Origin of the sequence: Bacillus sp. B1-b2 (genome assembly GCF_009183415.1) — a bacterium.
Classification (GTDB): domain Bacteria; phylum Bacillota; class Bacilli; order Bacillales; family Cytobacillaceae; genus Niallia.
In genome coordinates, this window is record NZ_WEHU01000003.1 from 179,768 (window position 1) to 205,354 (window position 25,587).

The following is a 25,587-nucleotide window of genomic DNA, read 5'->3' on the forward strand; positions in this document are numbered from 1 at the left end:
TTTCTCCTTGTTTCCCCTTATTCCCCCCACTTTTTACATAAATATGGATATTTCTTCTAAATTATATCTTAAACTCTTGGAAAATGTATCGCTTTTTTAACAAAATATCCTAATATTTTCTACATTTATCCTGCATTATTTATAAGTTTCTGAAATAAGCTAACATCGCAGTTCTAATCGGCTTTCTCTTAAAATATTTAAAACACGAAATAAATGAAAAAAAGGAATCCATTTCTGATAAGGTTAAAAAACCACGTAAATAACCACAGAAAGGATTCTACAATCTTTACTACCTTATTTAATAGCTCGCATCATTCCAGCCTTTTTCCTTCGAGTTTATTATTCGATAGCACTACAGCAGCAGCTTCTGTAAATAAGGAAAAAGCTTCAAAGGCTGTTTCTAAAGTAATAATGGGTGGTTTACCCATTACGAATTTCATAGCAAAATGGGACATCCTTAGAATTACCAATGTCATGGAATCCTAAAAAAAACAGCCCTTCTCAAGCGAGTAGGACTTTTATGTTCTCTGTATATGGAAAATATCAATAAAAGGTACTTTAATTGTTTCTGTAAATCGTTCAATATGGATTAACTTCGTATTACCATCCATCTTAATCACTTTTCTCCTGAAATGCTTCTGTTAAGATATTAGCAATTCCTGTAACTCAACTTCATCTCTACTTGGTCTTGTTAGTTTCTTTATCTTCTTAGGCTTTACTAATGAGATAATTATGACCCTCTCTTTACTTTACAAGCTGGCCTTTTCATTAATTGAATCTCCTTTATTAAAATATATACGAACGATAGTTCTGTTTCAACTTGATTCACGAACAAATGTTCACATAATAAATTTTAAGAAAGGAGCTGTTGATGATGATTAAAGACCGTGGAATGAAAACATTTATATTAAATGTCAATAAATTTATTTAAAATCCTTTATCTTCATGTATTTTTTATAATGTCACACAAAATACAATTGAAAGAAAAGGGATTTAGAATAGATTCGTAATATTGCCCCATAAGAAAACAAGACCATTGTAATGATAGTCTTGTTTGGCTAACGCACCCGTTTAGTGAAAAACTTTCCCGTTATTCTTCGATATTATCATCTTGTCGTTTTTTTCGTAGATTATAGATATAGACGATTGGAATAAGACCGCAAATAAATAATATTCCACCCACAATTACCCCATTGGTAATAGTAAAGCCATCAGTGAGCGATACAAAAAAACCTACAACAGTTGAAATTAAAACAAGTACAACCAGCGAAATACTTAGACTCTTTTGTGGGTTAACTTTATTATTTTCGTGGTCTGCACTAATACTCATTGATAAATATGCAGAAATAACCGTGGTTATTATAAACACAAGCCATAAGGGATTTTCTCTCATTCCATCTAACCCTTTTGTAACTAAGTCATATCCTAATATACCAAGAATACCAACAGTTTGAACGATATATGCAATGCGGATGTTTTTTAAATTCTGTAATACTAATCGTTCATCTGTAATTTTTTTCATTTTTAATCATTCTCCTTTCTCTATCCAAAATACTTCATCTAATGTTTTATTAACTGTATAACAAATATCCAGACACAACTTTAGGGTTGGATTATATTTTCCCTTCTCAATCAAACTAATAGTTTGGCGAGTGACACCTATCTTTTCTGCCAGTTGTTGTTGCGTCAGACTTACTTGAGTACGAGCAATCTTAACTTTATTCTCCAAACGTTATATCCCTCCTCAAACTAATTGTAACATATATATTCCATTATTCAATATATATGTTACATTCAAGAGAGAGTTACTCTTTAAGTAAACTGCTACATTTCTTCCATAAGCTAGTTTTTCATTTATTACAGGAATGCTGCCCCTTTAGTAACATAAGAAAAGCCGCCTGAATTAGCAGCTGATTTTGAACATACGCACCCGTTTAGTATAAGTACAATAGTTCACAAATTTACTATACTAAGAGCGGTAACACTTTTAATAATTTCATAGTATCTTGTTTAAAACTAACTATTTTCCACGCAAACGACCACTTTTCCCTTTGCGTGTCCTTCTCCAAGATAACGAATCGCATCTGGAACCTGACTTAACGAGTATCTCCTATCAATAATAGGGACAAGTTTACCTGCAACAAAAAGATCTTTAAGATAATTTTGGTCATTACTGTTTGGTTTATGAAAAAGAATGACCATTTTCTTACTTTCCTTTTTATAAATCATACGTCCGAGCAATAATAATTGCAGGACTAGAGACGTGGTTCCACCAATCATAACATAGGTTCCTTTAGGATTTAGTACACGCTTGTAGTCAAATATAGAACGAATTCCTACAACATCGAGAATTAAATCGTATAACTGTCCTTTTTTTGTGAAATCCTCTTCATTGTAATCAATAACATGGTCTGCACCAATGGACTTAAGAGTATCTAATTTCATCTTACTGTCCACACAGGTAACTTCAGCCCCGTATAATTTGGCAATTTGCAATGCAAAGGTCCCAACACCTCCACCAGCACCATTAATTAAGACCTTTTTGGCTACATGAATTTGTCCTACATCACGAAGCCCCTGCAGTGCTAGAACTCCTGCTTGTGGTATTGCAGCAGCCTCTTCAAATGTCATATTGTCTGGCTTCAATGTCAATGCCTCTGCATTAACACTTACATATTCCGCAAATCCGCCCCAACCACACCAGGATATGTCTCCAAATACCTCATCGCCTACAGAGATATGTTTTACTTCTCTTCCAATTGCTTCAACCCTTCCTGCTATATCAGCACCAAGGATTTTGTATTTTGGTTTTAGAAATCCTCCAAGACGTGTCAAGAATGGTTTACCTCTTAGAAGGTCCCAGTCCCATGAATTCACAGAAACAGCATGAATCTTAACCAATACTTCATTTTGTTTTAGAGCAGGTATATCTATTTCTTTTAACTTTAGAACGTTAGACGTTCCATATTTATTGTATACCATAGCTTTCATACTAAGCTCTCCTTCACATTTGGGGTTTTAATAAAATTCCATCCTGTCCTGTCCTGTCTTTGTTCTCTCATTTTGACGAAGTTTTAGGGACGTTTTTAAAAGATAATATTTTTGTATGGCATTCTAATATATATGTGCGATATTATATATTTCTTCCTCATTCTGTTAACTTATTACAGGAATGCTGCCCCTATCGCAACATAAGCAAAGACTTTCCTTTATTTTAAGTGAAAATCACAAATTTCTTCTAGCATTTCATTTATTACTGGAATACTACCTTTTTAGCTCCTAAAGCACCTTTGTAATGTTTCATCCTTTTCTATTGGTATAAGTGATATAAAGCAAATATAAAAAGTTATAAGGTGATTTAAGTAACTAAAGAAAAATCAGTATTTACATATTAAAAACATTCACATTTACACCATATTTTTTATTATTTAATGTTAATACATTATAAAGACTTGGAGGGGTGTAATAATGAAAAACTTGAAGTTATTTAAGTCTTTATCTAATTGCATTTTTATTAGTTTCTTTGATTTCAGCCTGTTCCATGAGCTTTGGATGAGGATGTTGAAACTGGGATAACAATCAAAAGGAATAATGAAGAAAATTCCGAGGACTCTAACGAAACCGATAAGTAAGTTAAGAACTCTAGCTAGTATTTTCTTTATGAGAGGCATTGATAGATAACCTACTAATTGGTTATCTATTAATGGCTAGCTTCTATAATAAGTATATAACATACTAGGTTTAATATCTTCTTGTTATTACGCTTTCCCGTTGGATCATAACCCAAATATTAAGAAATAAATAAATTTAGAACATAGAAGCCTGCTAATGTCACGAACCTGCTTGTATGAGAAATATATATCCAGTTAAAGGAAAATAAGGTACAGTAATTTCTCCCCTTTCAGCATATAAAGAAGCATGAGTACGTTCCCCCATGCTTCCTCTAACAAAACAAGATTATTTAGTTGCACTCATTAAACTCTTCCAACTAGTTTCTTCTGGAATTGTTTCAATCATGAGTTCTCCTTTTTTGAACACATATCTACATTTTGGTTGTTTAAAGAAAATCTCGTATACATCTTTCACTGGGAAACATATTAAATTTGCTTCGTTTCCCTCTGCTATTCCATAGCTTTCCTTTATGGAAAAAGCATTAGCTCCATTAAAGGTAATCATATCCAATATTTTCTTCAGTTCGTCCCTTCCTGTCATGTGTGCCAAGTGAAGAGCCATATGTGCAGCTTGCAGGATATTGCCATTTCCAAATGGATAAAAAGGGGTTTGTATGTCATCATGAGCAATGCATACATTTATTCCCTGTTCAGACAGCTCCTTTATACGAGTAATCCCTCTTCCCTTTGGATGAGAATCTGCTCTTCCTTGCATCGTAGTATTTACTAGCGGGCAACAAACAATAGTAACTTGAGCTTTCTTTACTAAAGACATGACTTTACTCGCATATGCATCAGAATAGTAGAGTAAAGCATTAGCATGACTAGCTGTTACTTTTCCCTGCAAGTCTTCCTGTAGCGTCAGACTTGCGACTACTTCAAGAAATCGGGAATTTTCATCATCGATTTCATCACAAAACACATGTACTTCTTTTCCATATCTTTTTGCAAGGGAAAATGCGAATTCCAAAGATTTAACGCCTTCTTCTCTTGTATTTTCTAGATGTGGAACTGCACTGATTGCATCAGCTCCAAGCAACATTGCTTCTTCTAAACGAGATTGGTTATCTAGACAAGAAATGATTCCATCCTGGGGAAAAGCAATTATTTGGACATCAAGGAAAGATTTAAACTCCTCCTTTAATTCTAATATGGCATGTAGAGCAGTTAATTCAGGATCTGATATGTCAACCGCTGCTCTAACATACATGACTCCATATTCCATCAGCATTCGAAGTGCGCGAGAGGCTCTACTTTTTATGTCTTCTATCGTGAGTGCTTGCTTTCGAATAGACCATATGTTTATGGCTTCTCCTAGTGTACCAGACTGATTAAAATAGGGATCTCCTGCAGTCAACACAGTATCTAAATGAGTGTGCATTTCTACTAGAGGAGGTAATAGGACATTACTCTCTATATCTAACTTCTTACTGCCTTTTAACTCCTCCTGTGAGATAGAGATTATTTTTCCGTCCTTTATCCCGATGTTTACAAGTTTGTTTTGAAATGGAATTTTCGCATTCTCCAGTACGAGATCAAACATCCTTTATCCCACCATTCTGTAAAGAGTATGCTGAATCATTCTCTATCCATCTTCTTAATCCTTCATTTCCAAAAAATTGCTCTGATTGAGTTATACTTATCCATTCTCTATTTTTATACACATATCTTGTAGGCGATAGATTGGCAAAAAGATCATATATATTAATAGCATCAAATACTACAAACTCAGCCTTTTCCCCTTCTTTTATGCCATATCCTTTTTCTCCGAATATCTGTGCTGGAGTATGGGTAATCATCTTTAACACAGTGATCAATTCCTCTTCACTAGCGAGATGTGCCGTATACGCCGTTAGAAGTCCTATCTGCAAGAGATCAAACCGGCCAAATGGATGGAAAGGATCGTTTACATTATCAGAGGCAGTTGCCAATTGAACATTATGGTGCAGCATCTCTTTCACTCTGGTTATCCCTCTTCGAACCAGTCCCTTGTCATCTCTTCCTTGTAAATACATATTGGCGCCTGGCAATGTAACAGCATAAATATCCTGAGATACTATTTCTTCTATAATGCGATTCGATTTTTCTTCCGTCATAGCTGATAGAGAGCATAGATGTCCTGTTGTCACTCTTCCTTGAAAATCCCATTTTTTCGTATTATCAATGATTTTTTGGATGGTACAAATTTCTGGGTTATCCTGTTCGTCCACATGAAGGTCTATAAATTTATCATATTTGACAGCAAGCTCAAACAGCTGGTCAATATCTTCCGTTGCATTAACTGATAGATGCGGTGCTCCGCCAATGCCATCAATCCCGTAGGAAATGGCTTCTTTTACTATTTCAAGTTCCTTTCTACTTTTTGCTGACAGATCAGAGAACATGGGAACAATCTGTAGATTAACATATGGTCTAAGCCACTCCCTTGCTTCTACTACTGCTTGCAAATGGTCTAATGCCAATTTACTAGATACATTCCATTCGAAATTCACATGTGTACGTATATGTGTTGTGCCATAAGTCAATGCTTGGAGTGCTCCCTTTATGACCCTCTTTTTAATTTCTTCCTTGGAAAATAACGGTGCTTTATCGCTATAATTCCTTATAGCTTCTATTAATGTCCCTGACTTATTCGGCACCGTTTTTAAAGAAAATGCTTTATCAAGGTGTGTATGAATATCAATAAAAGAGGGAAGAAGAATCCTCCCCTCCATATCCATTATTGGATGATTCCCCTTATTGTTCCAGCCCTCTTTAAATGTAGGAAAATGACTTTCCGTCTTTTTAATCTGCGGTACGATTTTTGTAAATACGCCATTGCTTATGACCACTGTAAATAATGTTTTATGATCTGTTAAAGGCATACAAACATTTATTAATTCCAAATCCTTCATTTCTAATTACCTAGATATTCATTAGTGAATATTTTAGAAACATCTTCTTCCTTCTCAATAATGCCTAAAGCCAGCAATTCCTTCTGCAGCATTGTCCAGCGCTCATCAGACATATATCCAAATCCATTCTCTATTGCATCGCCGCCAAAAATTAATTCTTCTTCTGTTTTCGCTCCGTAATCCATTAATTCTATCGATAAATCTGGATTTTTCTCTTTTAGGTATGGGTTGATCTCGTCTGAATGATTGCGATAATATTCCCATCCTTTAATGGTTGCATTTAAAAAGGATTGAACTAGCTCAGGATTATCTTTAATAACATCCTCTGTCGTGAAAATAACATTGGCGTAAGTTTCAAAACCTGAATCATGTATATATAAGTAGTCTGTATTTACACCGTCTTGTTCTAATACATGAGGTTCAGAGGTAACATATCCTTGTGTTACCGCGTTCGGATCGTCTATAAATGTGGCTAATGATCCTGTATAAGCCATATCTTTTACCTCTAGATCATATTTTTCTTTAATATATTCCCAATATCCACTACCCGGGGCTGTATAAACTGTTTTTCCAGCAAGATCACTGAAATCAGTCAGCGTACCATCATGCCCGATTAAAACTTGCGGACTTTTCTGGAAGATAGCTCCAATTGCTACTAAAGGAATTCCTTTATCTCTGGCAATCAGAATATCTTCCGCTTGTGTATACCCAAATTGCGCTTTTCCTGAAGCTACTATCTGAGTGGAGGAAATTTGGGGACCTCCTGGCTCAATCGTCATATCTAAACCTTCGTCCTTATAGAAGTCTTGTTTTAATGCAGCATAGTTCCCGCCATGTTCTGGCTGTGCAAACCAGTTCGTTACTAGTGTGGCTTTTTCTAAATCTCCATTCTCGGCATTCCCTGCTGAATCTTCTGTATCTCCACATGCAGAAAGCAACAGCATAGACGCAGCAGTAATAAACAATCCCATTTTTTTGAACGATTTTAAGTTCCCCATCCACTAATTTCCCCTTTACGATTATCTAAAATATATATCTAGCAGAAAAATTTCCAGTTAAACCAAGTAAGCTGAACGTACTATTAGCTGTCTCGCTTCATTTCAGATTCATGCCAAGATCCCAAAACCCATTTCGACAATACATTGACCAAGAGGAAGAAAACAATTCCTAGTATGCTGGCAGAAATTCCACATGCGAATAAATAAGCAGTTTCCATTCTAGTGGAGGCAACGGTAATCGCATACCCCAATCCCCCATCTCCTCCTCCAATACCTGCTATATACTCTCCTACGATCGCTCCCACTACAGCAAGTGTACAGGAGATTTTCAGACCCGCCATGATGTACGGGAGAGCAAACGGAATTCGAACTTTCCACATAATTTTCCACTTGGAAGCCTGGTATAAGGTTAATAAATTAATCATTCCTCTATCTGTTGCATTTAAGCCTACTAGTGTATTGGAAAGCATCGGAAAGAAACCGATAGTAAAAGCTATAATAACAATGGCGTTTGTTCCAGAACCAAACCAGATAACGATAATAGGAGCAATAGCAACGATTGGTATAGTTTGAAGAAGTATCGCATAAGGATACAAGCTTCTTTCCATTATTTTAGAACTTGCCATCAATATTGCTGCAACTACCCCTCCGATTACACTAAAGACAAATCCAACGACAGATGCTGTTATCGTTCGAACAACTGCATTCCTCAAATTCTCCCAGTTTTCTATCGAAGCTTGAAGAATATCTGTTGGCTTCGGCAAAAGATAAGGAGGAATTTGAAACAACACGATTGCATATTGCCAAATCACCATAAACAAGACGAATACGATGAATGGAGGAATCCAAACACTCCAAACCTTTCGAAAGGTTTTTTCGCCTTTCATTCCAACTATTTGAACATCTCTAGCCTTTTGTGGTGCCTGTTCCATTCTATCTCTCCTCTTAGACAATCTCAGATTCTTGTTTTGTTGGAATCTTACCTGGATTTAATAGATTGAAAGGATCATTCTCTATTTTTTTCTTCAAGATTTTTTCCATTTGTAAATTATAGCCACCAAATCCTAGCAGATACGTATGGGGATCATTAATTTCCACCCCGATGCTGCGGCAGAACTCAATGATTTCATAGAGCCTTTCTTTGGATTGGTAAAGAATAACTGGTAAGGATGCAGGGGTGATTTCCCCTTTTATTTTGATATACTCAAAGTGAAATTGAATCTCTTCCCCAAATTTCCCCCTTAAAGTATCCATTTGCTCAAAAATTTGATCAACTTTAAATCTCGCTTGCAAGTATGTCATATTTTCTCCATGTTTATGTGCCCAGAGAGTGGCATGATTCCATGTAAAATCTGATACCTTTAAACCTTTATGATAGTTTGTTGCTGGGATCATTAAATCAGAGCTTCCCCCATATTTATCTGCTAGTTTCTGTAACTCTTCTAAGCATGATTCTTCTATTTCAAGCATGGTAATAGATTTCTCATTCTGAAGGATGTTTTTTAAGGAGTGAAAATGGGAAGGAATTGGCCATTCACACACCGAAACAAGACGTTTTATTATTCCTTCATTATGTGCTAGCTCATCGCCAAATTTCACTGCTTCTTTAAAAGTAGGAAAGGAAATAATATGCTGGGTCCACTCCTGTTTCTCTTCCACTGGCAATATTGCTTCCAATATAATGCCAGTAGTTCCGTAGTTATGAATGTAGTCTTCCATTTCGTTACCAACCGCTGCAAATACTCGAGGTTCCCCTTCAATAGTCATAACGGTGACACCAAGAATATTTCCATCCCATAAATTGCCCCATCGAATAGACCCAATCCCACCAGATCCTCCGCAGAGAAAGCCTCCTACTGTTGCAGTCATAAAAGTGCTAGGAAAAATTCTTAATTCTTTTCCTTGTTTCCGCAGAGTCTTTTCCAATACGCCAAGACGCATGCCAGCCTGTACTTTCACTGTATTTTCTGTCACCTCTAGCAACTGATCAAACTTTGTTAGATCGAGAACTATGCCCCCTTTTAAGGGAATTGCCTGGCCGTAGTTACCTGTTCCTGCGCCCCTAATGGTTATTGGTACTTTCTGTTCCACTGCGAATGTGACTAATTCTTTTATCTCTTCGATAGATGTCGGTTTTACCACACAATCAGCAATTTTATCCTTTAATTCTTCAAAGAGTATAGGAGAATACCAGTAATAATCCTTTGACAATCGTTCTCTTAGATTTTCGTTTATAATTACTTTCTCTTCTCCAACTAACTCTATTAATTTTCCTAACCACATAAAAGTCACCACCTATCTATGTTTTAAATAATGAGAAACCTTTGCTGCTATATCACTAAAATGATGGGAAGTTCTTAATTCAGCATTTCTCGGAAAAGGCAGATCTACTGCCACTGTATTTTCAATTTTCCCAGGACTTGGCGTCATTACTGCAATTTTTGTAGATAGATAGACTGCCTCAAACACATTATGGGTAATAAATAACACCGTCATCTGTTCCTTTTGCCAGATTTTTAATAACTCTTCTTGGAGATTCTGTCTGGTAATCTCATCCAAGGCACCAAAAGGTTCATCCATTAATAGTAATTTTGGTTTGGCAATAAGCGCTCTTGCTATAGATACCCTCATTTTCATTCCGCCTGATAATTCTCTTGGCAAGGCCTTGCGGAAATCCTTTAATCCTACTAGCGCCAACACCTTTTCAGCCATCTCTTCCTTTTTTTTCTTAGTGATATGTTGAAATTCCATGGGCAATAAAATATTATCCATTACATTTCTCCAAGGCAGCAGTGTTGCATCCTGAAAAACAAAGGAAACATCTGTACTCTGCTTTTGAGCAAGGCGAGGACTTGTTCCCAAGATGGTCAATTCTCCATCCGTATGCTCAATTAATCCTGAAATCATTTTAAAGATGGTTGATTTTCCGCAGCCTGATGGTCCAACAAAGGAAACAAATTCTCCTTGTTTAATATCAAGACTTACATTTTGAACAGCTGTTTTTCCATTTGGGTAAACCTTATTGACATTTTGTAAGTGAACAATAGTATCATTCTCTGAACTTGGCTTTTCTGTTTCCATCACACTAGTATGATGCATAAAGTACCACCCTTCTTTTTCGGCTACATAGAGCTTTTCACGGAATCAAGATTAAAGCGGATCATTTCCTTTATAGCACTGGCAAAACTCTCACTAACCAAACTAATTATTTGTTCCCCTTTTTCAAGAGTTGCCATAGCTGCATTTCCCGCTACTCCAGTGGAGGAAATATCATTCATTACCCATGCAAAATAGCTGGTGCCTTTCAGGTATAAATGCTGGGTATCTTCCGGCAATTGAACAAACTCAGTTGGGCTAAGTTCCATGTTCACCCATGCTTCTTTTAAAGCAAGCACCATAGAGGTTTCTACCTCTCCTGCATGAATGCCATACTTTTGCTCCTTTTCAGAAATAAGCGAATTAATCACGGAATAATCAGGATTTAGTCGAAAAACATTCATGCCTGTTTCCATTCGCACATCCCTTGCCATCATATTAAGAAGATCATGATTTCCACCATGCGTATTAAAAAGAAGCAATTTCTTAAATCCACTTTCACTAACACTTTTGGCAATATCACTAATTACAGCCTGCAAAGTAGCTGCAGATAATGTCATAGTTCCTGACATTCCTAAATGTTCTGAACTCTTTCCATATGGAAGAGAAGGAAGAACCCAGACATTCTCATCTGGAATTAGATTTAGCGCTTCTGTCAATAAACCTTCGCCAATTAGTGTATCTGTATAGACGGGTAGGTGGGGGCCATGCTGCTCTACTGCTCCTATTGGCAAAATAACCAATGCATTTTCCTTGTCTAACTGTTCTATTTCTCGAGATGACAATCTAGGTAAAAACTTTTTCTCAAATGCATTTCCACTATATCTCCCATGTAACATTTGTTTCCACCCTTTCTTAATAACATTCTCTTTTTCTATTAATAAACATCGTTTATTCCGCTTTTTATAACCTAAGATGTTAACTTTAATAACATAAGTACTATATTTATATTAGTGGTTACATGTCTAATAAACATTAGCACTTATGTAGATGTTTTCATAATATTTTGTATATTTTGAACAAACAGAAATATGCAGTAAGGTGATAAACTAGATTTTTTTCTTCCTACAGCTTTACTACTACATTACATTTGAAAAAGCAGAACTCCAGATGCTTACAGGGGACTAATAACCTTTATCCAAAACAAATAAGGGAATCTCTTGCATGAATTTCCTTCATGAACAAGAGATTCCCTTATCATTTAATTCGTAATAATCTTTTATTCCCCTTTTACTTAATAATCTTCTTATAAATAGAAAGAAACTTTTTTATGGGGGGCTAGCCTTCTAAGTCACACAGAGTCTTCGCTCCTACATTCCTTTTATTTCATTTTTAGAAATTCCCCCGTAAAAAAACTTTTTCTACCATTCCTACCTAAAGTGCCAGAAGAAACCTGTTAAAAAGAGCATTAATCCTTCTTGGATTAACACTCACAATTCCTTATGTATAAACTTTTTCTCTAATCATAATTCTTGTTACTGAAGCTATGCTTCTATTAAATTATGTATTCAAGACCATACCCAAAACTAGCTGTCATAAGAATTGTCCAAATAACTAGACTAATTCCCATCCAAGTAATTACTTTTATTTTAGATGAACCAAGTAAAAGAGCTGTTAAAGCAGCTATATCTGTTCCTAGTAACGACGGGGAAAGTATTGCGAAAACCGGAAGTCCATATTTATCCCAAATATTCTTGGCTTTAGTTTCTCGTTTAGATGGTCCTAGATTACCCTTTCTTTCTTTTCTTTTTTTACGCCATTCTGCAATCTGTCTAAAGAAAAAAGCAAAAACTAAAACCATAATAAAATTTCCTAAGAATGAAATAATCCCTACAGCTACAGGTGACATCCCCAATAAAATACCTGCTGGGATAATATAAAATACATCTACTAGTGGTAATATGGACACCAAAAATAATGTTACATATTGCCAAATCCCTTCTGCTTGTTGAACCCATTCAATCAACTTATAACACTCCCCTTTTATAATAAAGCTATTATTCTACATTTATTATAAAGGATTTTTTGGGATTATTTACTTAAAATACCAAAATATTTTTAAAAAAAGATTAATTACTTCTCCGGCTTAATATAAGGTACCATTTGTGCAGTTGCACCAGTAATTTATAATATAAAATATAACACACAGTGGAAAATACTTGAAATTATGTAATAAATAAATGTTTTTTGTTCAATATCTGCTCCTAAAGTATATTAGCAATATTTTTGTAGTCCCATTTTTAGGATTACAAGCTATTAATCAAGAAGCCATTGACTTATAACATAACCATGAAACTTATTTGATTTCTTACCGTATTAACACTTAAGTAATTAATTGCAAAAAGGGTGATATATTAATGTTCGTTAACGAATTCACAAATTTGGTTTTTAAGATAGCTTGGTATACTATTTTTACTATCTTATGCATTTTTATTTTTAATGCAGATACTTGGGCTATTTGGAGTAGTTATATTAATATTTTTACTTAGCATGATTTACGACATAGTAAAATACCGGAGAAACAAACTAAATGATTCTTAATATATTCCACTCTTTAGTTTAAGTACAGTTTTCACATAAATGAAAGCTGCCATAGCAGCTTTCATTTATGTTCTTCCCCCTGTCTTAAAGGATGGCTCTTCTATTCTCCTATTTAGTGCTTTAATAGCTGTTCTAATTGATAACTTGAAATGGGTAATTTATTTTTCACAACAAAATTGCGGTATTCTTTAAATCCTTTTCGAATTGCTTGCTCAAATTTCTCTTTTTCCATTTGCGTACTTTCTACTATGAAAGGCTCGGTATGAATTAATTCAGCTCTGTCATTAAACATATAATTTGCATCTTTATATTTAATTCTATAGCCACCTGGCGCTCCTATAATAAAAAGAGTACTTACACTATCTAGGAAGCAAATCTCTGTTTAAAAAGATTCAATTACTTACTCCCCTTTATCATGATTACTCACCCATACAGTTTTTCCCAATCAATTTATATATGTTATACTACCAGTATATTTTTGAAAGGAAGGATTGATTTAGTGAAGAAGCTCTTAAAGCGCTTTTCTTTCCCTGTTTCCTTATTATTTCTATTAGTACTGCTTAGTGGATGTACACAAGAGACAAGTGATAAATCTACCGACGATTCCTCCAGTGTTCCTGTTACAAAAAGGAAAGAAGAAGCTGTAACATCTAATTCCCATTTAAATGATACGGACTCTTCAGCTATTGGAGAAGAAAATTTAGTAACAAATGATTCTTCTTCAAACATGGAAAATGAAGAATCTACCAAAACTTCTGATACCAAAGATAAAAAGCCTCTGTCAAAGTATTCTGCTCAGGAAATCGAATATGCTAGAGTTTGGTTACAACTAGGGCCAAATCAAGACATAGATGAATTATATGTTCAGAAATTTTCTGCTGGGGAGCCACTTAATCATAATGATGAGACAAGTGCTAATTACCCAGAAAATGTTGTTCACTTATCTGGTTCACGCTTAGTAGATGGCTCCGTAACTTATAGTAGTAATGGAGATGGATCTATTAATGTATATAAAGTTCCACACAGATGGGATGGTAAATACCCTGCTGGCGAACAGTTCTACATAGATACTTTTATAAATAATACGGAGCTAGTGTATGTAGGTGTTTGGGATGATGAGAAAGTAGTTACACTTATCAACAAAATAATAATGCAATAAAAAAGGTGGAGACATTACTACTTTAGTAACTTGTCTCCACCTTTTTATCGTAAGTTTCCATTATAGATTCCATATCTAGCAGACTGCTAGAGAATAGGATAAAAATTCAGTTAAAGGGATCTTTCCCTGCAAAATAAGAATCTATTATTTCTAATACACCACTTTCATTATTAGAAGGAGCTGAATAAGTTGCAATACGCTTCACTTCATCACTGGCATTTTCCATCGCAAATCCATATTTTACATGCTTCAGCATTTCTATATCGTTCCCTCCGTCACCAAAAGCCATTGTTTCCTCATCCTTAATACCCCATTTTCTTTGCAGTAATTGAATGCCAGATGCTTTATGAAATCCGGGGACAATTAAATCAATACTACCATGACCACTAGAGACAGGTGTTATAGTACTTCCAATCTTTTGATGTAGTAAATCTCTTAAATCAATGGTTTCTTCCTCTGGACATGATAAGGCGAACTTTAAAATCTGGTCATCTACCCCTTCAAAGCTCTTAACCTTTTTTAGTCGGTGATAATACTTATTCATTGTTTCATAAAAGTCTGTCGAAACACTGTCTAGCACATAGGCACTTTCCTTTCCACACAGAACAACGGACAGCTTTTTATGTTGAACTAACTCTTCCAGAATGCTGGCTACATCCCTCTTCTTTATATCAACAGAGAATTCTTCTTTTCCTTGATCTATAATAAGAGCACCATTTTCAGACACATAACACAGCTCTTCTTGAATATCACCAAAGAACGATTTTAGCTGATAGTATTGATTTCCACTTGCTACAACAAATTTAATGTTATTTTCTTTCATTTTTCTATATTGCTTCATAAAACGTTCGTAATCAAAGGTCATTTGGTTATTAAGAAATGTGCCATCCATATCAACTGCTATTAATTTTATATTCATTATTTTTTCCCTACCTTTATACTTGTTTTATCCTTAAAAACAAAGCTATTCCCTATGGGATAAGAAGAAATTAAAATAATCATAAAGTCCTTGCTTAACCAATTACTTTTATTATTCTTGCAGGGTTCCCACCAACTACAACATTGTCTGGTACATCTTTCGTCACAACAGCTCCTGAGGCAACGACCACATTATCCCCTATTTTCACCCCTGGATTAATAACTGCTCTTCCACCAATCCATACGTTATTTCCAATACTTACCATCTTTCCAAATTCTGCACCACTTATTCTTTCTCTAGCATCAAGTGGATGTGTTGCTGTATAAATATGAACTCCTGGTGCAATAAAACAGTTATGACCTATGTTAATTTCACAAACATCAAGAAAAACACAGTCAAAATTAGCATAGAAGTTTTCTCCAACATAAATATTGTAGCCGTAATCACAACGAAAATTTGGTTCTATATATATATTTTCCCCTGTTGAGCCAAACAGTTCCTGTAATATAGATTTTCTCCTATCATCTTCCGTTTCTTGAGATTCATTAAATAATCTAGTTAGCCTTCTAGCATTCAATCTATCTTTTACTAATTGTGGATCAGCAGCAAGATAAAGGTCTCCACTAAGCATTTTTTCTTTTTCTGTTTTCATGATTATCCTTCCTTTCTATCTCGTATTCCAATTTTATTATGACATCCATTTGCCCACATACATTTTCTATAAATGTACATCTTCTCTTTCGTTTAGATTACCTCTTTTCGCTTTAATAAATAGAGATATAGAATGATAGCTGTTAGTGCACATAATGCAGCACAAGTACCTATGACACTGTAACCAGCTTGCAGCCCTCGTAGTAAGCCAATTTGTGTGCCTTCTCCAAAGTAACTCTTTACAACTCCTGTTATTAAACCAATTAAATAATTCCCTATAACACTTCCCAATCCCATTACAGTCACTGTAATCGTTATAACGGTATCACTATTTTTTGAATATCTTTGGGAAATAAACGCCATAACGGTTGGATAGATCATGGCAATTCCTATCCCTCCTGCTGCAAACAGAAAAGCAAAGCTCTCTCCTCCAAAAACGGCAATAAATGTACAAATTGCTGATATTCCAGAGAAAATAAATAGAGATAAAGTAAAACCAATTCTATCTGTCAAAGGACCTAATACAAGGCGAGCAAGTGCAAAGCATAAGAAAAAGGCTGATAACATACTAGAAGCAGAAACGGTTTCCCATCCATATGCTTTTTCTAAAAAGTTTACTAACCAACCACCAACAGCCATTTCTGACACTACTCCAAATGTTAAAACAAGTGTCATCATCCATATCACTGGGTCTTTTAACAAACTCTTTATAGGAAGACGTTCTTCCTGCCTAGTCTCTTCTTCTGCAAAAGAATGGAAGGACATTAAAATTATTGGCAGTATAGACAATAAAAGCATAATCAGATACATACCGCGCCAATCTAATGTATATCCCCCTATGGTAACTTCCATTAATCCTGTAGCAATTAGTGGAGCAACAGTTGAGCTTAGTCCATAGAACCCATGTGATAAATTCATCATCGTACCTGTATTTCTGACAAAAATACGGGCGCCGAGTATAGCCAATGCTATCTCAAGCATTCCATTACCTATGTACATAATGAAATAGGAAGCTGAAAATGACATGTATTGCTGGGAGAAATAAATAAATACACCAGATAATGCCATTGCTACAAAAGCAAGAATTGTAGTGGCTTTTATTCCCCAAATCCTAGTTAGATAGGCAGTAAAAGTACATGCTAGTAAATAACCAAAGGAATTTAGGGACAGAAGCATGCCAATTTGCGTTTCATCTAGCATAAAATCCATTTGTATTCGCGGAATTGCTGGTCCTTTAATATTTTCAGAAAGTCCAAAAATAATAAATCCTAAAAAAATGATGGCGACTTGCATCGCATATAAGTTCTTGCTTTTCCCCTTATTCCATTCCACTTTTCTATCTCCTTATCAGCTAAGTTTTAAAGCAGCGTCTTTAAATCTTTCTAGAGAAAAAGTTGCAAGACCCGCTAAATACTCATTTTGTGTATCATTTTGTATAAGAAGATTTGGCATATGTTCTTTTGGGATATATTCCAAGCAACCAGTATATAATTGATTTATTTGCTCTTCCTTTGGTAGTTCTCCCGTAATGACAATGGTAACTGGATTAATAATGGCAATGATAGAAGTTAATGTTTTAATGGCTAACTGGATAAAGCCTTCTTCCGTATTTAGTTGTTTTAACTGTGTTTCTCTCTTAACACCAAATGGTAGGAAGGAGATCTCTCCTCCAAATTTAGTATTACCTGATAATATGAGTCCATCTACAATAAAGCTTGCTCCTGGAAAATGATTCTTTGGAAAGGTAACGATTGCAAAGGTTTTCTCTTCTTCATACTCTTGTTCATGATAAAAACCATATCCTGTTATATTCATGTCATTTTCAACCGTAACAAGCACATTATATTTTTCTTCTAAGTAGAAGCCTAAGTTTATTCCAATTAGCTCAGAAATATCACAAACTCCAATAACTCCCGCATTAACTACCCCTGGTATACCAATTCCTATCACACAAACATTATTGTATTCCTCAATAATTGTTTCAATAAGTCTATCTATTTCATCAACTGTTATAGATTCGACCTCCTGCTTTACCTCTGTTATCACTTCTCCTACCAAATTAACCACATTGTATTGCATCGTGAATGTTTCCACTTCCACTCTTACAATTAAGTTAATAATAAAACCATAATTCGCATTGTATTCATATTTAATGGCAGGTCTTCCCCCACTAGATTCCTCTGGTTCCTTCTCAAGAACCTCACCATTAGCAACAAGCTCATTTAAGATGGTTCCACATGTGGCTACACTCAGTTGAGCCTGTTTAGCAATGCCTGCTTTTGTACTAATTCCCTGTGTTTTTAGAACATTCTTTACTAATTCAATATTCATTCTTTTTAATTGAGATGTGTTTCGTATGAAAGAATTCATTAATATCACCACTTATTAAAAGTCTTTTAAAAACTGTTTTATAAAACGATTGTACCTACTTAGTTGCTCCTAGTCAATCTAATTTCGTTACAAATTAAACAATACATGAGATAGTACATATTCCTTATCCATTCTCTTACTTGATTGATTATCTAAAAGCTATAATGAACTTTGATAATAGTACGAAATCCAGTAGCTTCCATGCCACTGGATTTATGAGAAAAATCATTTTATTTTTCATTCAAAATAAAATCTTTCATATACGGCCATTTTTCTATACTTTCCATACCGTCAAAAAGAATACATTAATCCTTTCCACAGAAAGTGTAGGAATAAGGTGTATGCTATTTTCTTTTTGTAACACAAATCGATGTTCTCGTTCCATCGTTCTTGTGCCTCTCATCTTCAGTTACGTAGCTCTGCATGATCATGATTTATAAATACGTTGCAGTGAAACTTTAAATTCTATTTATTAAGTTTATTCACTTAAACGAAGAATCCCACTTTCATATGGCTGATTAGAGGAATAACTTCCTTCTGGAAACAAAAATGTCCAAGGCATACTAATCATTGGAGGAATCGGAAGAACAGGGATGGTAAAGTTATGCTTTGCTATTACATGATCTTCTACTCTATATACTATTTTAGTATTTTCAAACTTTAAGGTTTGTTCTGAGAAATTATGGACTAAAACGGTAATTAATAGGTCTTTCTTATGATTTATTGCTTCTTTTATAGGAGAAAAAACAACTAACTCCGTGTTATTATTCTTTGTTTCATGAAATAAACTCTCTATAACTTCTCTATCTTGGGGTGCTATAGCTCTTTCCCAAGATGTTTGTAAAACTAAAGATTGCATTATAATTACTCCTTAGGTCTGTATCCTTTGCTTTACTATACATTACTTTCTATCTTTCTTCTATAGCTTTAACTTTAAGCCCTCATGTGTATTATGAAACCCTAAACTTTCATAAAATTTTAAGGCATCAGGTCTTTCTTTATCTGTAGTTAATTGAACCAAATGACATCCCCGTTCTTCTGCACGATTAATTGCCCACTTTATCAATTTCGTGCCAATACCTTTCCCTCTATAGGATGATGATATTCTTACACCTTCTAAGCTTGCTCTCCATCCTCCTTGATGAGTTAAATAGGGGGTAAACGTAATTTGTATTACTCCCATAATTTTATCATTTATACATGCAACAACTAATTCGTTGTTAGGATCGGAAGCAATTGCTTCAAATGCGAGTTTATAACTAGCTGGCAGTGGGTTTTCATAACGCTCTCGCTTACTCCCTAATGAATCATCAGCAAGCATAGCAATGATACGATCTAAATCTTGTTCTGTTGCTATTCTATATGTAACGCAAGTCTCCATTTTTCCAAACCTCCTATTCATGCTGCCCAGTTTATTTCTTCTTCCTTCTAAGAAGAAAATAGATAAACATAGTTATATACATACAAACAGTTAAAAACCAGGTCGAAAATATAGCTAAACCTAACCCTATATTAGCATCTTCGTATTGTTGAATAACATCATCAATATAGAAATATAGCATAGGAGTAGCACAAATGATGTATCCAAGAAATATAATCCAAGGAGACATTTTACTCTTTTTATAGAAGTATAGAAAAGGAAAACATAGTATAATAAGAGTAATTAGAATAATCACAATAATAGGTATTTGCATGATAGTCCTCCTTTTTACTAGTCTAGATTCTTCTTTTCATTCTGTTTTTCGTTTTTGCAGCCAAACGCTCATGATATCAAGTAGATTCTCGTCAATTGGTTGGTTCTGTTGTGCTTTATACTCTTTCATAAGACTAAGTATCGCATGCTGTTTATTATATTTTCTAAAGATATGGTTCATATCTGGTATGATATGCCCTTCGCTTTCTCCTCTAACTTTTTCTACTATTAATTTGGCATGCTCTGGTGGCACTTGAATATCTTTATCTCCTGTTATGGCCAAAACAGGACAAGTTACTTCCTCTAAAAACTCATTCACATTGTATGATAACGTTTCTCTTACCCATTTTGCATTTATCTTCATTCCCTTGATTCTCATTACCTCTTTATTGGATTGTAAAATTTTTTCAAATATTTTTGCATTTTGTTTCCTGGACTTCTCTGTTACTTTTAATGCTCTAAATAACCAACCCTTAAACCCTTTTGTTTGATTCATTTCTTGATAAGCCATTTCGTTTTGCCTAGGTAGTAAATCTGCGGAAGGCTCTGCGGCACCAGCGAGTAAGATTAGTCCAGCAACTGGATTTTTTTTAGATACAGCTGGTGCTATTAATGCTCCTTCACTATGACCAAGGATATAAATCTGCTTCTTATTTACTTTCGCGTTATTCTCCAAGAACTTTACACACTGAACTGCATCATCTATCAAGTCATATAATCCTGTTGCAAAATAATCCCCTCCACTCTGATGAGTTCCTCTCTTATCATAACGTAAAGTTGCAAACCCTTCTTTATTTAAAAAATCAGCTAGCTCCTTATATATATTGAATTTCACTTTTTTCATGTTACCATCTCGATCACTTTTACCTGTTCCAGCTATAATTAGAACGGCAGGATAAGTATCCCTCCTTTCCTCTGGTATCGTTAAAGTACCTGCAAGTGGATAGGTAGACTGAATTAGAACATCTTGACTGTTATTCATTTTCTGTTCCCCTTTCTTTCTCTGGTAATAGAATGGTTGATAAAAGTCTCTTTGTTCTTGTAGATGATGGAGTTAATTCTGCATACTTTCCAACCACGCTTCCCATATCCTTTACAAACTGAAGTAATTCCTCGTCTGAAAGATGCAATGCTACCTGTCGATAACCGACTCCATCACGATCATAATCAATATCATCGTTTTTCAAGTAGTCTTCAAAATTTTTCGCAAGCTGCGTAGTAAAAATCAAGAAATATTGGAGATGATCCTCTCTTGATACCTCTTTAAGATCTTCTGCTGTCAAACTTACAGCTGCATTATTCAATTTATATACCTTTTCCACCATACCACGAATTTGATTTTCTTCTACTACAAGCAAAACCTCTGCTTTTACTAATGCATCTAGTTGTCTATACAATGTTGCTTGGGGTATGTCTGTTAACTCCTGTGCTAAGCTTTTTGCTGTCTTACTTAGTCCATCTAAGAAAACCTGAATAATTCTAAATCGAACAGGATGGAGAATAATTTCTATTTTTTTCATCTTTCAAATCAACTCCTATAATTATCATATGCTATAATATTATCATTTATGATTACATTATACAAATAATGGAACATCAAAAAAAGCATCCTTTTTATAGAATGCTTTCAGCTTGTTGAAAAACAATATTGTCTATGGAGAATTTGTGTGAAAATAGATATCCCTTCTCGTTGTGTACTTCACTTATTCAAATTTTGGTTTAGTAGAAAACGAGCTATGAAATAATGTATGATGCTTCGTACCATAGAGATTGGAAAAGATCACTTTTAGAAAAATAGTCGGAGAAATCCTCTTATTTACGTTACTTCCATGAAAAATAACGAAAATAGACGGAGAATTACGCCTATTTTCCTAAGAACACATGAAATCGGAGGCATTTTTCTTACTTAACCGGAAAAATCCGCTTATTAGCAAGGAAATTAACAGTATATTTGCCTTTAGTCGGAATTCTCCGCTTATTTTTCTGCTTTCTTTCTATTATCTATTAGAATACATTTACTTCTACTCAACAAATATTCTGCAATTTAATAGATAGACTTCCTGTAAATAATACTTTAACCTTCTGATTATTAGGAGGTTTTCTACTGTATACATCTAGTTAACTTCCATTTATATCAAATAGAAGGATATATAATTTTTCCTGTTTCCACCAATTCCTTTAACCCTAGAAACATATAATACCAACCTTGTTCGGTCTCTTTTTTCCAATCTTCATGTGCTTTTTCCACATCTTCTGTGGTCCAACCTTCTTCATGAATCACATGAATATCTTGTGTGAAGCTCATCTCACAGCCTGATTCTATTGGTTGGATTACCACTGTAATGTCGTCTTCTATATCACTAAATTGAGGCATTTTGAATGTGAATACAAGTTTTGTAGGTGGTTCTACCACTTTGTATTCTCCAATAGCTCGGTAATCTATACCGTTTCGGTGATCCACAATTTCCCACATACCGCCGACACGAGCATCACTCTTTGCTACCTTATTCGTAGTTTCCATGGTGAACATCCATTTCTTGATCATTTCCACGTTTGTCCACGCGTCATACACTTTTTCTGCTGATACATCAAATGTTCGCTTCATCATAAGGGTTGTTATTGATGTTGTTGTCATACAAACCATCCTCTTCTACGATTATTTATTTTGTTGACTTTTTTAATACTTTTCACTACTTATATATAAAACATAAGTGATTATTCCAAAATCAGTAAATTCACTAATATTTTTACAAATAATACCAAATAGATTTAAATTGGTTGCTTTCATTTTGTAAATAGTATGATATTCCAAAGGTGATTTACATTTTTATAATTTTGCGAGATAAACATAACCAAATGAGGATGACCCATTTTACATCACTTATTAGAATAAATCATTGTATGGTCAACAAATATTCTACAATTAATAGATAGGTTTCCTCCTAATGTTACTTTAACTTCCTTATCATTATTTAATTTGCCATTTAAAGTTGCTCTAAAAGCAAGTCCAATATTTTCATCCTGTAGCTTTCCATTAATATACAATCTTTCTCCATGAAACCAACTATTCTCTACACGAATATGGTTTCCTTCATGTGTAACTTCAAATTTTTTCAACAAGATCACTCCTCTCCATTAATACGAGGTGATAGTAGGGAAAGTTCCAAATATTTTTGAAGCTTTTAATAGTAGAATACTTACCTATTAATCTTAAATTTCGCTTATTATTGTCTCACAATAATCAAGATACTCTTTACTAATAAGTAAATCCTTTGGTGCTATAATGGCACTTAAATAGATTAAGAGATTCAAATCATGCAAATGAGGATTTAACATGGAATGCTTTACTCCAGAGATTGTTTTTACAGACAACTGCGAATTTGGTAGCAATTCTCTATAGGTTTCCTCTGTATCTATTGAATCAACATTTTCATCCTTTTCCGCTAAAACTAGATATACAGGTGACTTCATTTTTTCAATATCTTTTGTGGCATCTGCTGTTATATTTTTCTGCACAAATGTATATCTTTCTTTAGAAAGGCTGTTATCTCCAGTTATTTTCGTATATTCCTCATATGATGCATTGGATATAATAAGGTTGGACTCTTCTTCATCTATTTGTAATTCTTTCTTTATTTCCTCTTCTGTTTTACCTTCACGCTGCATTTCCTTTAAGGTTAAAAATTGCCCCTGTTTTAACCAATTAATAGCCGGAGCTACTAATATAGAAGCTGTAATATCGTTTTGATTATGTTGCACTTTTGGAATAACCCAGCCTGCTTGGCTTGCTCCCCAGAGAATAATCTTTTCCGTATTCATATTTTTCTGTTTTTTCGCCCATGTAATTACATCCTCTACTTCTTCCGCTCGATCGTCCATTGATTGCTCTAACCAATTCCCCGAAGAATCACCTATACCTGGTTTATCCCAGGAAACGGAAACATAGCCTTGTTTCGCAAACCGTTCCATTAGAGGCTTGTAACCTCCGTCTTGTGTTGCATTTTGAGGTCCATCGCCATGAACAAATATCACTATTCCCTCCATTTTATCTTTAGGCAAAGCTAGAAACCCAGCCAATGTTCCTTTCTCTGTTTTAATACGGACATTTTTCTCTATCATAGAATAGGTATTTTCATAGAGAAATACACATGCGAGCACGATAAAAACCAACAATAAGCTAGTAAGTATTTTACCTCTTTTTTTCATTATCACAAGTTCCTTTCCATTCCATCAAATACCACTGCTCGATTCCATGAAGGTGCTTTCCCCATCTGCTTGATCCTTTTTTCTTGACCTGAAATCCTTGTTTCTCATATAGTCTCCTTGCAGCCACATTTTTTTCGTTGACATATAGAGTTATATATTGATGATCATTTATTTTATCTTGAAGGAATTTAATAAGCTGTGTTCCTACGCCCTTTCTTCGACTACTTTTAGAAATAGTAATAAAGTCTATATGTATTTCGTTCTTTTTAGGGGAATGATCAAATGCTATTAGAAAAATAATTGCTTTCAAGAATGTTTTAAAATCGAATTGTTTAAACAATTGACGAGTCAGTTTCATAGCTTTCCATTTGTAAGGTTTAATAAATAAAATGCCTTCTATCGTGTTATTTTTTATCATAAGGAAATGATCATGAAAGTTGTTTACTAGATGTTCTACCAAACAATGGTTTAAGTGCCGAAGATCCTTTTCAGACAACCTTAATGGTTGAAACTTATCGTGAAATCCTTCTATTAGTAAATTTGTTATTTCTTTTAATTCCAAATTGGAGTGAATGGTTGTGCTATTCATTCGCCTTCACCTCTATGCTATAAACCATAGCATTTAGATAAAAGGTAGAAAGCTGGGCCTCTTCTCGGATTAAAACTTCATTTTCATATGAAGCTCCCATTTGAGCTAGCTCTTCATAAAATGTCTGAATCTCATACTCTAAATCACTTTCTTGTTCTACGTGAATTTTCTTGCAATAATACAATCCAGCTGAAAAAATATGATTTGCATTCTCTAGAGTAAGTGAATCATACATGACTTTAACAATGCCTCCGTCTTCTAATACGGCATAAGACAGCTCTTCTGCTATATTCAAAGAATCATTTTTCCATTTTGCTAGTTTTTTCAAGTCTAAATTATACGCTTCATCGACATACTCATCCTGTAGATAAGTAAAGTATCGAGTTTCTCTATTTTCTTTCGTTATTTGGTACGTTTCTTTTTGTTGAAGCTTAAGGATAGAATGAATATTACTTTTTAAATTAGTAAGACGTTGCATTTCCTTCTCCACATTTTGAAGAGCGTGAGACAGTGCTTGGGAATAATCCATCTTTTGTAGCAAAATACTCTTCATTTCTTTTAATGAAAAGCCTAATTCTTTAAGCAACAGAAGGTGAGCCATTGTGTACACTTCTTTTTCTCCATACATATGATAGCCATTTATATCAATAAAAGCAGGCTGTATCAATTGCTGATCTTCATAATGCCTCAGCAGATACTTGGATACTTTTAACAACTTAGCTAATTCTCCACTTGTTAAGTATGACATGCTTTCGTCCTCCCTTTCTATATATAGAATAAACCGTGTGGTAACCACACGG

The 25,587-nt window shown here is 34.5% G+C and carries 28 protein-coding genes; 1 reads left to right on the forward strand and 27 read right to left on the reverse strand.

Annotated features, from left to right (window positions below):
• Positions 1-311: 311 nt before the first annotated feature.
• The 13 genes from F9279_RS25900 to F9279_RS04425 all read right to left on the reverse strand — a co-directional run bounded on the left by F9279_RS25900 (position 312) and on the right by F9279_RS04425 (position 13,492).
• A complete protein-coding gene (locus F9279_RS25900) occupies positions 312-440 on the reverse strand; it encodes a hypothetical protein (protein ID WP_264298220.1) in 129 nt (42 codons plus the stop codon).
• 650 nt (positions 441-1,090) lie between these two features.
• Positions 1,091-1,522, reverse strand: a complete 432-nt coding sequence (locus tag F9279_RS04370; RefSeq protein WP_152111566.1) for a hypothetical protein — start codon at positions 1,520-1,522, stop codon at positions 1,091-1,093.
• 6 nt (positions 1,523-1,528) lie between these two features.
• Positions 1,529-1,729 (reverse strand): helix-turn-helix transcriptional regulator, encoded by a 201-nt coding sequence (locus F9279_RS04375; RefSeq protein WP_152111567.1) that lies wholly within the window; start codon positions 1,727-1,729, stop codon positions 1,529-1,531.
• Between the two features lie 287 nt (positions 1,730-2,016).
• Positions 2,017-2,991, reverse strand: a complete 975-nt coding sequence (locus F9279_RS04380; RefSeq protein WP_152111568.1) for an NAD(P)-dependent alcohol dehydrogenase — start codon at positions 2,989-2,991, stop codon at positions 2,017-2,019.
• A 966-nt stretch (positions 2,992-3,957) separates the two neighbouring features.
• Positions 3,958-5,214 carry an amidohydrolase family protein gene (locus F9279_RS04385; protein WP_152111569.1) on the reverse strand — a complete coding sequence of 419 codons (1,257 nt, stop codon included), beginning with the start codon at positions 5,212-5,214 and terminating at the stop codon, positions 3,958-3,960.
• Complete coding sequence (locus F9279_RS04390) at positions 5,207-6,565, reverse strand: amidohydrolase family protein (protein WP_152111570.1); 1,359 nt, start codon at positions 6,563-6,565, stop codon at positions 5,207-5,209. The genes F9279_RS04385 and F9279_RS04390 overlap by 8 nt, the downstream gene beginning before the upstream one ends.
• Before the next feature lie 2 nt (positions 6,566-6,567).
• A complete protein-coding gene (locus F9279_RS04395; RefSeq protein ID WP_152111571.1) occupies positions 6,568-7,563 on the reverse strand; it encodes an ABC transporter substrate-binding protein in 996 nt (331 codons plus the stop codon).
• 83 nt (positions 7,564-7,646) lie between these two features.
• Complete coding sequence (locus tag F9279_RS04400) at positions 7,647-8,450, reverse strand: ABC transporter permease (protein ID WP_226793246.1); 804 nt, start codon at positions 8,448-8,450, stop codon at positions 7,647-7,649.
• 58 nt (positions 8,451-8,508) lie between these two features.
• Positions 8,509-9,846, reverse strand: a complete 1,338-nt coding sequence (locus F9279_RS04405) for an FAD-binding oxidoreductase (RefSeq protein ID WP_152111573.1) — start codon at positions 9,844-9,846, stop codon at positions 8,509-8,511.
• A gap of 12 nt (positions 9,847-9,858) precedes the next feature.
• Positions 9,859-10,662: an ABC transporter ATP-binding protein gene (locus tag F9279_RS04410; protein ID WP_152111574.1), complete on the reverse strand. Its 804-nt coding sequence runs from the start codon at positions 10,660-10,662 to the stop codon at positions 9,859-9,861.
• 23 nt (positions 10,663-10,685) lie between these two features.
• Complete coding sequence (locus F9279_RS04415) at positions 10,686-11,498, reverse strand: creatininase family protein (protein WP_152111575.1); 813 nt, start codon at positions 11,496-11,498, stop codon at positions 10,686-10,688.
• 656 nt (positions 11,499-12,154) lie between these two features.
• Positions 12,155-12,625 (reverse strand): small multi-drug export protein, encoded by a 471-nt coding sequence (locus F9279_RS04420; RefSeq protein WP_152111576.1) that lies wholly within the window; start codon positions 12,623-12,625, stop codon positions 12,155-12,157.
• 687 nt (positions 12,626-13,312) lie between these two features.
• A complete protein-coding gene (locus F9279_RS04425) occupies positions 13,313-13,492 on the reverse strand; it encodes a hypothetical protein (RefSeq protein WP_152111577.1) in 180 nt (59 codons plus the stop codon).
• Between the two features lie 207 nt (positions 13,493-13,699).
• On the opposite strand from F9279_RS04425, the gene F9279_RS04430 reads away from it, so the two are divergent.
• A complete protein-coding gene (locus tag F9279_RS04430; protein WP_152111578.1) occupies positions 13,700-14,359 on the forward strand; it encodes a hypothetical protein in 660 nt (219 codons plus the stop codon).
• A gap of 106 nt (positions 14,360-14,465) precedes the next feature.
• Here the strand turns inward: F9279_RS04430 and F9279_RS04435 are convergent, their stop codons facing one another.
• From F9279_RS04435 to F9279_RS04500, 14 genes are all read right to left on the reverse strand, one after another.
• Complete coding sequence (locus F9279_RS04435) at positions 14,466-15,278, reverse strand: Cof-type HAD-IIB family hydrolase (protein ID WP_152111579.1); 813 nt, start codon at positions 15,276-15,278, stop codon at positions 14,466-14,468.
• Positions 15,279-15,372: 94 nt separating this feature from the next.
• The gene (locus F9279_RS04440; RefSeq protein ID WP_152111580.1) at positions 15,373-15,930 is read right to left on the reverse strand and encodes a maltose acetyltransferase domain-containing protein; all 558 of its coding nucleotides are present in this window, start codon (positions 15,928-15,930) and stop codon (positions 15,373-15,375) included.
• Positions 15,931-16,022: 92 nt separating this feature from the next.
• Positions 16,023-17,222: an MFS transporter gene (locus tag F9279_RS04445; RefSeq protein ID WP_152111673.1), complete on the reverse strand. Its 1,200-nt coding sequence runs from the start codon at positions 17,220-17,222 to the stop codon at positions 16,023-16,025.
• 54 nt (positions 17,223-17,276) lie between these two features.
• Positions 17,277-18,299 carry an ROK family protein gene (locus tag F9279_RS04450; protein ID WP_152111581.1) on the reverse strand — a complete coding sequence of 341 codons (1,023 nt, stop codon included), beginning with the start codon at positions 18,297-18,299 and terminating at the stop codon, positions 17,277-17,279.
• Between the two features lie 478 nt (positions 18,300-18,777).
• Positions 18,778-19,158, reverse strand: coding sequence for an SLAP domain-containing protein (locus tag F9279_RS04455; protein ID WP_152111582.1), 381 nt, complete (start codon positions 19,156-19,158; stop codon positions 18,778-18,780).
• Between the two features lie 60 nt (positions 19,159-19,218).
• Positions 19,219-19,680 (reverse strand): GNAT family N-acetyltransferase, encoded by a 462-nt coding sequence (locus F9279_RS04460; RefSeq protein WP_152111583.1) that lies wholly within the window; start codon positions 19,678-19,680, stop codon positions 19,219-19,221.
• A 31-nt stretch (positions 19,681-19,711) separates the two neighbouring features.
• Positions 19,712-19,993 (reverse strand): hypothetical protein, encoded by a 282-nt coding sequence (locus F9279_RS04465; RefSeq protein ID WP_226793215.1) that lies wholly within the window; start codon positions 19,991-19,993, stop codon positions 19,712-19,714.
• 36 nt (positions 19,994-20,029) lie between these two features.
• Positions 20,030-20,974, reverse strand: a complete 945-nt coding sequence (locus F9279_RS04470; protein ID WP_152111584.1) for an alpha/beta hydrolase — start codon at positions 20,972-20,974, stop codon at positions 20,030-20,032.
• The gene (locus F9279_RS04475) at positions 20,967-21,512 is read right to left on the reverse strand and encodes a helix-turn-helix domain-containing protein (protein WP_152111585.1); all 546 of its coding nucleotides are present in this window, start codon (positions 21,510-21,512) and stop codon (positions 20,967-20,969) included. The genes F9279_RS04470 and F9279_RS04475 overlap by 8 nt, the downstream gene beginning before the upstream one ends.
• 614 nt (positions 21,513-22,126) lie before the next feature.
• Positions 22,127-22,627, reverse strand: a complete 501-nt coding sequence (locus F9279_RS04480; protein ID WP_152111586.1) for an SRPBCC family protein — start codon at positions 22,625-22,627, stop codon at positions 22,127-22,129.
• Positions 22,628-22,869: 242 nt separating this feature from the next.
• Positions 22,870-23,118: a hypothetical protein gene (locus F9279_RS04485; RefSeq protein WP_226793218.1), complete on the reverse strand. Its 249-nt coding sequence runs from the start codon at positions 23,116-23,118 to the stop codon at positions 22,870-22,872.
• 84 nt (positions 23,119-23,202) lie between these two features.
• Entirely contained in the window at positions 23,203-24,198 is a 996-nt protein-coding gene (locus F9279_RS04490) for an alpha/beta hydrolase family protein (RefSeq protein WP_152111588.1), read from the reverse strand.
• Positions 24,182-24,787, reverse strand: coding sequence for a GNAT family N-acetyltransferase (locus F9279_RS04495; RefSeq protein ID WP_152111589.1), 606 nt, complete (start codon positions 24,785-24,787; stop codon positions 24,182-24,184). The genes F9279_RS04490 and F9279_RS04495 overlap by 17 nt, the downstream gene beginning before the upstream one ends.
• The gene (locus F9279_RS04500) at positions 24,780-25,535 is read right to left on the reverse strand and encodes a MerR family transcriptional regulator (protein ID WP_152111590.1); all 756 of its coding nucleotides are present in this window, start codon (positions 25,533-25,535) and stop codon (positions 24,780-24,782) included. The genes F9279_RS04495 and F9279_RS04500 overlap by 8 nt, the downstream gene beginning before the upstream one ends.
• Positions 25,536-25,587 lie beyond the last annotated feature (52 nt).

Bases quoted from the DNA above. Each gene is read 5' to 3' on its own strand.
- F9279_RS25900 (WP_264298220.1), bottom strand. From the start codon at position 440: ATGAAATTCGTAATGGGTAAACCACCCATTATTACTTTAGAAACAGCC.
- F9279_RS04370 (WP_152111566.1), bottom strand. From the start codon at position 1,522: ATGAAAAAAATTACAGATGAACGATTAGTATTACAGAATTTAAAAAAC.
- F9279_RS04380 (WP_152111568.1), bottom strand. From the start codon at position 2,991: ATGAAAGCTATGGTATACAATAAATATGGAACGTCTAACGTTCTAAAG.
- F9279_RS04385 (WP_152111569.1), bottom strand. From the start codon at position 5,214: ATGTTTGATCTCGTACTGGAGAATGCGAAAATTCCATTTCAAAACAAA.
- F9279_RS04390 (WP_152111570.1), bottom strand. From the start codon at position 6,565: ATGAAGGATTTGGAATTAATAAATGTTTGTATGCCTTTAACAGATCAT.
- F9279_RS04395 (WP_152111571.1), bottom strand. From the start codon at position 7,563: ATGGGGAACTTAAAATCGTTCAAAAAAATGGGATTGTTTATTACTGCT.
- F9279_RS04400 (WP_226793246.1), bottom strand. From the start codon at position 8,450: ATGAAAGGCGAAAAAACCTTTCGAAAGGTTTGGAGTGTTTGGATTCCT.
- F9279_RS04405 (WP_152111573.1), bottom strand. From the start codon at position 9,846: ATGTGGTTAGGAAAATTAATAGAGTTAGTTGGAGAAGAGAAAGTAATT.
- F9279_RS04410 (WP_152111574.1), bottom strand. From the start codon at position 10,662: ATGCATCATACTAGTGTGATGGAAACAGAAAAGCCAAGTTCAGAGAAT.
- F9279_RS04415 (WP_152111575.1), bottom strand. From the start codon at position 11,498: ATGTTACATGGGAGATATAGTGGAAATGCATTTGAGAAAAAGTTTTTA.
- F9279_RS04425 (WP_152111577.1), bottom strand. From the start codon at position 13,492: ATGTTTAATGACAGAGCTGAATTAATTCATACCGAGCCTTTCATAGTA.
- F9279_RS04435 (WP_152111579.1), bottom strand. From the start codon at position 15,278: ATGAATATAAAATTAATAGCAGTTGATATGGATGGCACATTTCTTAAT.
- F9279_RS04440 (WP_152111580.1), bottom strand. From the start codon at position 15,930: ATGAAAACAGAAAAAGAAAAAATGCTTAGTGGAGACCTTTATCTTGCT.
- F9279_RS04445 (WP_152111673.1), bottom strand. From the start codon at position 17,222: ATGCAAGTCGCCATCATTTTTTTAGGATTTATTATTTTTGGACTTTCT.
- F9279_RS04450 (WP_152111581.1), bottom strand. From the start codon at position 18,299: ATGAATTCTTTCATACGAAACACATCTCAATTAAAAAGAATGAATATT.
- F9279_RS04455 (WP_152111582.1), bottom strand. From the start codon at position 19,158: ATGCAATCTTTAGTTTTACAAACATCTTGGGAAAGAGCTATAGCACCC.
- F9279_RS04460 (WP_152111583.1), bottom strand. From the start codon at position 19,680: ATGGAGACTTGCGTTACATATAGAATAGCAACAGAACAAGATTTAGAT.
- F9279_RS04465 (WP_226793215.1), bottom strand. From the start codon at position 19,993: ATGCAAATACCTATTATTGTGATTATTCTAATTACTCTTATTATACTA.
- F9279_RS04470 (WP_152111584.1), bottom strand. From the start codon at position 20,974: ATGAATAACAGTCAAGATGTTCTAATTCAGTCTACCTATCCACTTGCA.
- F9279_RS04475 (WP_152111585.1), bottom strand. From the start codon at position 21,512: ATGAAAAAAATAGAAATTATTCTCCATCCTGTTCGATTTAGAATTATT.
- F9279_RS04480 (WP_152111586.1), bottom strand. From the start codon at position 22,627: ATGACAACAACATCAATAACAACCCTTATGATGAAGCGAACATTTGAT.
- F9279_RS04490 (WP_152111588.1), bottom strand. From the start codon at position 24,198: ATGAAAAAAAGAGGTAAAATACTTACTAGCTTATTGTTGGTTTTTATC.
- F9279_RS04495 (WP_152111589.1), bottom strand. From the start codon at position 24,787: ATGAATAGCACAACCATTCACTCCAATTTGGAATTAAAAGAAATAACA.
- F9279_RS04500 (WP_152111590.1), bottom strand. From the start codon at position 25,535: ATGTCATACTTAACAAGTGGAGAATTAGCTAAGTTGTTAAAAGTATCC.